Here is a 7,308-nt window from a genome sequence, read left to right as displayed (position 1 = left end):
ATTTGTCGAAACTTTGTTCAGTTTTCAAAGGTCTACATAATTGCTCAACGCAACTTTTATATAATACCATGTTTAGCAACAACTGTCAAACACTTTTTTATTTAAGTTGTAATTCCAGATTTCCCCGAAACAAGCAACGAAATTAAATATACGCTTAGTTTAACTCCGCGTCAACCTTTTTATTAACATTAATCACATTTTAATTATTTTTTCTTTCTGGTCATTGCTCTCTTTAAAACTTGAAAAAATGTTAACGACTTGACTATCTTATTAGCATCAACATATTTTCTGATGACACGCAAAACTTTTTTAGGATCCTTAGAGGAAAAAGTAAATAACCCATTTCTTTTAGTCTTTAAAGCATATCGTGGAATCCACATTCCCTTGAATAAAACCGATACAACAACAACATCCACTTCTTGCCATGGGATTTGAATAAAGTTCTTTACATTGCGACTATCATAGAATTCAAATCCTTTATCGCCTATCATTATTTCTCCATAATCTGTCATTCCCATATGAGAATTTCCCTTAATAGTTAGATCTACCTTCGTATTAATTGATTTGACCATTTTCTCTCTCCTTCTTAAATTATGTATTTAAGTAATTATATAGCTTACCTATTAAGCACGTAAAGTGTTGCATTCCCATATTTTCACTCTACTTGAAAAACTGATTGTAATTGTATTTATAGTAGGAAGGACCCAAGTCAAAATATAACTTTTGACTTGGGTCCTTCCTACTTGCCTACAGATGTGTTCCATAAGTCAAAACTATTCGCTCAATTTAAAGTCAACACTCAAATTTTACCGACTTATATCCCACACTTTTTTATTCAATTTCCTTGATCCTACATTACACCTAAAACATGCATTACTACACCGAATACAAAGAGGCCAAGTATGATAACAATTGGAGAAACATTCTTCTTTAACAACCACATACATAAGAATGTGATAAGTAAAGCTGCTAATCCTGGAATTAATTGATTCAAATTATCTTGCAAAGTAGTAACTTTATATTCTGTTAATGAAAGACCAGAGCCCTGTTGAATTAAAGCTTCCTTAATGCCAGCTGCCCCTGAAGGTAATTTACTCCAATCGATATATGCCCCTGCACTTTGTTTAATGCTGGAAACTTTAACCGGACTAAAATCGACACTAACCCATCTTTCAATAAGTGCTGCTAATATGAACATCCCTAGGATCGAAGCTCCTTTAGTGATATCCTGTAAAATTCCACCTGATAAATCTTCAGTAATTTTAGAACCAGCTTTATATCCTAATTCCTGTGTATACCACATGAAGCTCATTCTAATCGCATTCCAAACGACAAAATAAAGAATTGGCCCAATAATGCTTCCACTTATAGCAAGCGATGCAGCCAATGCACCAACAATAGGCTTAACCGTATACCAAAATACAGGATCGCCCACTCCGGCTAAAGGACCCATCATACCTACCTTTACACCTTGAATTGTGACATCATCAATTGGTGCCCCATTAGCTTTTTCTTCTTCTAGTGCCAGTGTAACTCCAATAATTGGTGAAGCTACATATGGATGAGTATTAAAAAATTCCAAATGACGAGTTAGTGCTTCTGAACGTTCTTCTTTAGTTTTATATAGTTTTTTAAGTGCTGGTATTAAAGTAAAAGCCCAACCACCATTTTGCATTCTTTCGTAATTCCACGAACCTTGAAGGAATGTTGAGCGCCACCAAACACTGATACGGTCCTTTTTGCTTAATTTAATTTGATCAACCATTATATTTTTCCCTCCTTCTCTAATATTTATCTATTAGGTCGCCTACTGGATCACCTGTATTGGAACTTCCGCCATCACCATTACTATTACCGCCTCTTTTTGAAAGAGTCAGATAAATCAATGCGATTGAAACCCCAATAGCACCAAGTCCAATAAGTGTAATTTCGCTAACGGCTGCAAAAACAAATCCAAGAACAAAGAATGGCCAAACTTCACGACTAGCCATCATATTTATAACCATCGCATAACCAACAGCAACAACCATTCCACCACCAATGGACAAGCCACCTGTCAACCAGCTTGGCATTGAACTTAACAATGACTTAACGGGACCAGCACCAAGAGCCAAAATTAAAGCTGCTGGAATCGCTATACGTAAACCTTGTAAGCAGATAGCAACAATTTGCCAAAATTCGATTTTTCTAAAACTGCCTTCTTTGGCAGCACCATCCATAAAATGAACAATCCCTGTGGCTAATGTACGAGTAATAATAGTAAGAAGAAGACCTGCAACTGCCAGAGGAATTGCTATCGCAATAGCTGATGAGACTCCCGCACGACCTTGACCACCCAAAACTAAAATAATTGCTGATGCAATTGACGCCAAAGCTGCATCAGGTGCAACAGCAGCTCCAATATTTGACCAACCTAACGCGATCATTTGCAGACTTCCGCCCAAAATAACACATGGTAATAATTGTCCTGTTACCAAACCTATTAATGTACATGCAATAACTGGTTGATGAAAATGAAATTCATCCAAAATACCTTCCATACCAGCTAAGAATGCCACGAAGACAACCAAAATGATTTGAATCATATTCAGGTTCATAATTTATCCTCCATTTCTTTTGATTAACGCTTTTCTTTCAACATTTCTTGTGCTTTTTTTAGAATATTGTCCATATTTTCTCTACCGTCGCTTGGAACCTTACGTACATCAAAGGAAATTCCCTTTTTTTCCAATTCTTTATATGCATCAATATCGTTTTGATCGAATGCAAGAACTTTATTTGGTTGAACTTTCCCAGCAGAATGAGCCATTGACCCGATATTCAGTGTTTTAATAGGTACTCCACCTTCAATTGCTTTCAATGCATCTTCCGGATTTTCAAAAAGCAACAAAGCCTTCTGTCCCCCAAAATGTTTGTCATCATTTGCCAATTTAATCATCTGTGCAATTGGCACTACATGAGCTTTGATGCCTGCTGGAGCTGCCTGCGTAATCATCTTTGTACGCAAGTCGTCTCGAGCTACATTATCAGAAACAACGATAATCCGTGTTGGATTAACAGTCTTACTCCAAGCCGTTGCAACTTGTCCATGCAGTAGCCGCGAATCAATTCGTGCAAGGACGTATTCAAATTTTCCTGGACGACCACCCTTATTAACTACAACGGTTGCAGTTTTAGTTTCCTTGGGTTGCAGCTTCTCTGGTTTGATCTTCACACCATCTTTTGCCGTTTCTATAATGTGCGTTGCAATTTCTTGTGCTGATTCCATTGATAATCTTGATGCATAAGCTTCGATTACCATTGGAAGATTCATTCCAGCGACAATTGCCCATTTGTCTTTGTGCTGTTCCAACAAATTATTGGCTTGATTAAATGGCGTTCCACCCCATAGATCAATCAAGAAAAGAACTTCATCTTGATTATCAAAAGATGAAATAGCTTCTTCCATCTTAGTTCTTACATCATCAGGGCCTTCATTAGGCATTAAGGTAACAGCCTTAACATTTTCTTGTTCGCCGAAAATCATCGAACCAGACTGGAAAATGCCTTCTGCAAACCCACCGTGGCTCGCAAGAATAATTCCTACCATGTTTAATACCTCCTAATATTTTTTTCTTTTGCATAAATTGCAAAAGTTGATAAAACCTACTACAATAACTCCACTATAATTAAGTAATAAATTCTTCAAACTAATTTTTTTTCAGAAAGTGCATGCCATAAATCTCTTGAGTTGTCACCCGAAACTTTACGAACATCCAGCCTAATTCCTTTCTTGTGGATCCAAGAAAAAGCTGCAACATCTGTATCATTCACCGCGATTGCATCACTAACCATTACCTTCGTCCTATCAAAACTAATTGCACCAATATTGACCGTATCAACCATAATACCTCCAGCAATTAGCCTTTTAGCATCTTCAGGTTCTTCCACTAAAATCATCACCTTCAGTAAACCAAAGCGAATATCGTGATAAATACCAATCATCTTAGCAACTGAAATAACATTGACATTGATTCCTGGGGGACTAGCCTGTACCAACAAGGTTCTTCTAATCCTATCTTTTGCAACCTTGTCAGACACCACTAAAATACGATTAACTTTTGTGACCTTTGCCCAATTAGTAGTTACTTGTCCATGAAGCAGGCGACTATCAATTCGTAAAAGTCGGACATCCATTGGCACCTATCATCACCTCATAGCGAATAATATTATTACTTAATATAGTTTGTAGTCATCTTGTAAGCGATACCTACAATCTAACTAGTAGCAACTTCCATGCCAAGTTTTGTGTATTATCAAATTTTCCTTTTATTAAAGGATTTCTTTACAAAAAAACAAAGAATGACACACCATCGATTAGTGTATCATTCTTTGTGTATTATATTTTTTGGAATTCTGTATTAAAAAGTTGCACAATATAATAAACTTCATTCTCATCCAATTCAATATTCAAGGTTTCTTGTACAATCCTGTTAGCTTGCTGCACCACACTATACAATGCATCCTTTTTCACACTCTCAAGTTCAACAGTAGAAGTTGTCATTTCAGAGCTTGTCAAAGACCTTTCGATTGCCCCAGCTAAATGCATAATTAGACTGATTTTAAAAGCATTTGTAAGCTTTTTTTGAATTCTGCTGTCAATAAAATCACAATACTTCCACAATATGCCTGTGATTTTCTTAGGGTTGATGAATGTAAAATACTGTTCTAAATACTTCTGTGCCATCTCTTCAGTCAAGGAATCAGAATATTCAAAATCAACATTTTGATTTATCGTCAATTCCATATTCTCAATCAAGCTAATTAGGCTTTCTCCACCATCCTGCAATAATTTTTCCAGTGAAACAAAGGGGACGGAGATTTCAGGATCAACGATTCCCGTTGCAGCAACTACCCGCTGATTCTTTTTTATTTCTTGAACTTCTTGTTTCATCCGAACTACTGAAATCGGCACAACTTTTATGTCATCGATAAAGTTATCTATAAGAATTTTGTCCAATAATTCTTTGATTTTTTTTGCTGTTCCTTCACCTGTGGAACAGACTGCAATGATAACCTTTTGTCGTTTATCGTTATCCATTATTGCATCTTGTTCCTTTTTTTCTGTGATTTTTTCTGTAGTACGCGAATATCCAGCAAATTCACGTAATTCACGATAAACTGTTAACAAATCACTATCAATAAGTGCAGTCTTACGAGCCGCCTCTAGGATCATTGCTGTTGTAACCATATCTATCGTTCGCACTTCTACCTGTGTTTTTTCTGTTAGTTTAGTGCTAAAAGTACTCAAGGATCCCATATCTACTAAAAGTAGTACACCATTGCCTTGATTTATTTTCTTCACCTGTACAGCAATTCCATCCAGCGCAACTTTGGGACTCATTTCTAACGGCATGTCAAACGAAGTGATATTATCAACTGACAACAATTGTGTAACTACCTGAGCCATTGATGAAGCAGTACTCTTCCCATGTGCCGCAACCACAATGCCGACCTTCCCTGCTTTAGGTTCGGATTTTAATGATACCAGTAAAATTGCCATGTAATAGACTTCTGACTCAGGGATAGGGAATTGATACGACTCTTCGATTATCTCCTTAACCTTCTGCGCAACTTCCAATTCATCTGGATAGTCATGCACCATTGAGGTTAAGTCATTTGATATTTGCCTAAGTGGTTTGCCTGACTGAATCCTCTTCACAAAAGAACTAATATGCAGACTCATCGCATATATAAAATTAGCACGTGCCGGATATGCTTCTTCTTCAACCAAAAATTTTTGAATTTTCTTAGTCAAAATAATTATATCTTGATCAACAATTTCATTTAGCTTATTTTCTGCCCTGTCCAACTTTCCTCTACTATAAAATGATTTCAAATGTAAATTAATATCCGTCATAATGAAATTGTTTATTGCCGCTTTGTCTAATCCTTCATCCTTCAAAAGAGCAGCTTTATCCCCGATGATTTCATATAAATTATATGGTAATTCATAACTATCAACTTCAGCATACCTTTTTTGTGCAGCAGGCTTAATAATCATCTTAGCCTCTAATAATTTTGTTATTTCACCTAATTCATGTCGATTACCAGCTAAATGTGACAACCCATCTTTGATATTCGGCGGTAATTGTTCAAATTGCAATCTAATTTCATTTCTGTCTTGCATACTGTTCAAGAAACCCTGCGCACATACAAGTTGCACATTTGACTTGAGCTGTCCAACATTTCCGTATGTGACACTACCAATTAAAGCCTGTACTACATCCTCATTTAAACAAATATTTTTCTGAATTCGATTAGCTTCAAGTGTCAGTAGTTGTTCTAATAATTGAATCTTTTCATGCGCTGTTCTTTGTTGAAAAGCAGGTAACTGAATAATAATAGGAATTCTTCTTACAAATGTTTGAAGCAGTGAACTTTCTGGATTCTCAGTTGTGGCACAAACCAGTCTAACATCAGCATGGTGTACCTTAGTTGTTTCACCAAGTCTGCTATATATCCCATGATCCATGAAATAGAAGATCATCTCTTGCCCTTCGGGCGGCAAGCGATGAACTTCATCCAAGAAAAGCATTCCACCCTCAGCTTGTTGAATCAACCCATCATTATCCTCATTAGCTCCCGTAAAAGCACCCTTAACATATCCAAAAAGATGAGACATCAGCAGCTGCGGATTATGTGCATAGTCTGCACAATTAAATGTAATAAATTGCTTTTTCGTTAGAATATCGGAATCCACAGCAAACCGATACATAGTGTTGGCAAAATAAGTCTTTCCCGAACCAGTCGGGCCGATAATCAACGTGTTTAGACCATGAGGCGGATAGAGTAAGGCAGCTTTTGCTTGTTCAACTTGGTTTTTTAAACTATCATAGCTTCCTACCATGCTATCAAAAGTGTTTCCGTTTCTTTTAGAAAAAGGATTCAGCACTTTCTTCCCTTCAATACTTTTATCTGCAGCAAAACCCACCTTAGTGCTTTTAATCTTTTCTTCTTCAATCGGATCCAGCTGTATTTCGGTTGTATTGAGCCAATATCTTACCGGTCTGCCATTTTGTTTATTCACAAGCCCTTCGCGAACAAGCTGATTCAGCTCCTTACTGACATTAGATCTAAAAATACCTAATCCTGTCGCCACCTCACTGGTTGTATGGGCCCCCAGCATTCCAGTGTCATGACTAGCTAAATAATCAATAATTTTTTCACGCCGTGTCATGTATGTAACCCCTTTCGCTTTGTGTATCAAAAGTGTATCACTCATTTCAATTAGTTTCAATTTTTGACACTCAAAAACAAAAAAATCGA

6 protein-coding genes are annotated in these 7,308 nt (G+C 36.7%); all 6 read right to left on the bottom strand.

Annotated elements, in window-relative coordinates; all coding sequences use genetic code 11:
• Positions 1 to 203: 203 nt before the first annotated feature.
• The 6 genes from ABF682_RS01145 to ABF682_RS01120 all read right to left on the bottom strand — a co-directional run bounded on the left by ABF682_RS01145 (position 204) and on the right by ABF682_RS01120 (position 7,219).
• The gene (locus tag ABF682_RS01145; protein ID WP_289978664.1) at positions 204 to 572 is read right to left on the bottom strand and encodes a DUF956 family protein; all 369 of its coding nucleotides are present in this window, start codon (positions 570 to 572) and stop codon (positions 204 to 206) included.
• A gap of 278 nt (positions 573 to 850) precedes the next feature.
• Positions 851 to 1,765, bottom strand: coding sequence for a PTS system mannose/fructose/sorbose family transporter subunit IID (locus tag ABF682_RS01140; RefSeq protein ID WP_289978666.1), 915 nt, complete (start codon positions 1,763 to 1,765; stop codon positions 851 to 853).
• 19 nt (positions 1,766 to 1,784) lie between these two features.
• Positions 1,785 to 2,597 carry a PTS mannose/fructose/sorbose transporter subunit IIC gene (locus tag ABF682_RS01135; protein WP_289978668.1) on the bottom strand — a complete coding sequence of 271 codons (813 nt, stop codon included), beginning with the start codon at positions 2,595 to 2,597 and terminating at the stop codon, positions 1,785 to 1,787.
• Between the two features lie 23 nt (positions 2,598 to 2,620).
• A complete protein-coding gene (locus tag ABF682_RS01130; RefSeq protein WP_289978670.1) occupies positions 2,621 to 3,589 on the bottom strand; it encodes a mannose/fructose/sorbose PTS transporter subunit IIA in 969 nt (322 codons plus the stop codon).
• 95 nt (positions 3,590 to 3,684) lie between these two features.
• The gene (locus ABF682_RS01125) at positions 3,685 to 4,176 is read right to left on the bottom strand and encodes a PTS system mannose/fructose/N-acetylgalactosamine-transporter subunit IIB (RefSeq protein WP_289979053.1); all 492 of its coding nucleotides are present in this window, start codon (positions 4,174 to 4,176) and stop codon (positions 3,685 to 3,687) included.
• A gap of 202 nt (positions 4,177 to 4,378) precedes the next feature.
• Positions 4,379 to 7,219 (bottom strand): sigma 54-interacting transcriptional regulator, encoded by a 2,841-nt coding sequence (locus tag ABF682_RS01120; protein WP_415618736.1) that lies wholly within the window; start codon positions 7,217 to 7,219, stop codon positions 4,379 to 4,381.
• Between the last annotated feature and the right edge of the window lie 89 nt (positions 7,220 to 7,308).

Origin of the sequence: Liquorilactobacillus sp., assembly GCF_047719775.1 — a bacterium.
In the GTDB taxonomy this organism is placed as follows: Bacteria; Bacillota; Bacilli; order Lactobacillales; family Lactobacillaceae; genus Liquorilactobacillus.
This window is presented reverse-complemented; position numbering and strand designations above follow the sequence as displayed.

What these genes read in the sequence shown, in the direction of transcription:
- ABF682_RS01145 (WP_289978664.1), bottom strand. Translation starts at nt 572, where the DNA reads ATGGTCAAATCAATTAATACGAAGGTAGATCTAACTATTAAGGGAAAT.
- ABF682_RS01135 (WP_289978668.1), bottom strand. Translation starts at nt 2,597, where the DNA reads ATGAACCTGAATATGATTCAAATCATTTTGGTTGTCTTCGTGGCATTC.
- ABF682_RS01125 (WP_289979053.1), bottom strand. Translation starts at nt 4,176, where the DNA reads ATGGATGTCCGACTTTTACGAATTGATAGTCGCCTGCTTCATGGACAA.
- ABF682_RS01130 (WP_289978670.1), bottom strand. Translation starts at nt 3,589, where the DNA reads ATGGTAGGAATTATTCTTGCGAGCCACGGTGGGTTTGCAGAAGGCATT.
- ABF682_RS01120 (WP_415618736.1), bottom strand. Translation starts at nt 7,219, where the DNA reads ATGACACGGCGTGAAAAAATTATTGATTATTTAGCTAGTCATGACACT.
- ABF682_RS01140 (WP_289978666.1), bottom strand. Translation starts at nt 1,765, where the DNA reads ATGGTTGATCAAATTAAATTAAGCAAAAAGGACCGTATCAGTGTTTGG.